The 1,656-nt window shown below is 49.8% G+C and carries 2 protein-coding genes; both read right to left on the bottom strand.

Annotated features, from left to right (window positions below; translation table 11 throughout):
- Positions 1-281 precede the first annotated feature (281 nt).
- Positions 282-680, bottom strand: coding sequence for a hypothetical protein (locus IQ256_RS29180; protein ID WP_193859174.1), 399 nt, complete (start codon positions 678-680; stop codon positions 282-284).
- Positions 681-883: 203 nt separating this feature from the next.
- Positions 884-1,656: IS30 family transposase (locus IQ256_RS29175; RefSeq protein ID WP_193859173.1), on the bottom strand; the 773-nt coding region annotated here is incomplete at its 5' end.

Here is a 1,656-nt window from a genome sequence, read left to right as displayed (position 1 = left end):
TCTTCGACCTGCGCCAGGATCTCGACCCGATTCAAATCAAGCTCACTCATCAAAACCCATCCCATGTCCATGCTCCCGACAACCTAAAGGACGCAGGAAGCGTGACATTTTTGAATTGCATATGTGAGACATTTTAGTCCGGCGTGTGACTTCTAATGTAAATGCAACAATGGCTTAAAAGCTGTCACAGGGCAGGGAGGTCAGCCCCCGGTCAGGTGTGCTGGTCGGGGTTGCTAAGCCTGTCCGGGGGCGGATTGGTCATGTAAAAACTGAGATTGAGGTTATTGAATCAAAGATACCCAGTTTCGAGCTAGCTCGTCATAGTACTCTTTCTTTGAAGTCCACTCTATTCTGAAGTCCGGGACCTCCAAAACTGGGATGTCTTTACCAATCTTTTCAGCGAACCAGTCAGGTATTTTTCGCTCAGTAGTTTTAAACTGAACGGGATTGCATAATTCCAACTGAGACAGACAGTCGACTATTTCCTGCGTTAGTGGTGTGTATTCAGCGAGACGGACAACAGCTAATACGACTGTGTCGTAATCGCAGCCTTGATCCATGTTTTGTAGTATCACATCTTCAAACTCGTCCGGCTCGCACTTGAAGACCGATCTCCGTTCTATTTCATCAATGAACTCAATCACATCAAGCTTTGAAAGTACACCCGCGGCGATTTGCAAGGCGCTCGCACACCCATTGTCAAATGTTCTTATTGGCGGAAGATTAATTCTCTTTTCCTCGTGGTATAAATTCAGATAAATGTGCTTCGCGACAATCAAAGCAATACACTCGTAAGGGACTCTATCCGTCATTAGCCTTGTCTTCATGTCGTAATTAAATTTTCTGCAATTCTCGCATGATCGTCTAGGTAATTTAAATATAATTACTTGTCTAACTTGTGGCGGAATACTTCACTTGGCGTTCTATATCCCAGACATTTCCTCGGCGTGTTATTCAACTGATCGATCAGGGATCGTATCGATTCCTCAGGAACTGACAAGACAGCAGTGTCTCTGGGCAGATAGCGACGGATCCGCCGGTTCATATTCTCAACGGAGCCTTTCTGCCAGGGAGCGGACGGATCGCAGAACCATGCATCTGTCCCCATGCCTTGCTTGAGCCGCCGCCAGGAAACGAATTCAAAACCGCGGTCGAAAGTCAGGCTTTGCCGGGCCTGCCTGGGCAGGGGGCCGAGAACGTTGATAAGCCGGTCCATGATCGGTTTGGACTGCCGGTCATTGTTCTTGAACAGCACAGTGAACCGACTTGTTCGCTCAACAACGGTCGCGACATTGGCATTGCCCTGAGCCCTCTCGAAGATCATCAGGTCGGCTTCCCAGTGGCCGAACTCCTTACGTTCGTTGATAATTTTCGGTCGATTCTTGATTGAGCGCGCTTCCGGAAAAACAGGGTTCTGCGGCTTGCGTGCGTATCTCGGTCGACGTTTTCTTCGCCGTTCCGGAAGGAACCGAGCGAGTTTCTGCCGTTGTCCTTCTGGTGAATAGACGTAGCGGTAGATCGTCTCGTGACAGACCCGACCCTTGGCTTTCGGTTCGATCTTCAACCGTCCGGCAATCTGTTCCGGCGACCAGCCGGCTTCCAGCTTTCCAATCACTGCGGTCCGCAGGTCCTCGCGCCGAAAGAGCTTCCCAACAC

It is taken from the genome of cf. Phormidesmis sp. LEGE 11477, from assembly GCF_015207105.1.
Lineage (GTDB): Bacteria > Cyanobacteriota > Cyanobacteriia > Phormidesmidales > Phormidesmidaceae > Phormidesmis.
The sequence above is the reverse complement of the archived record's forward strand: the minus strand, read 5'-3'. Positions and strand labels throughout refer to the sequence as shown.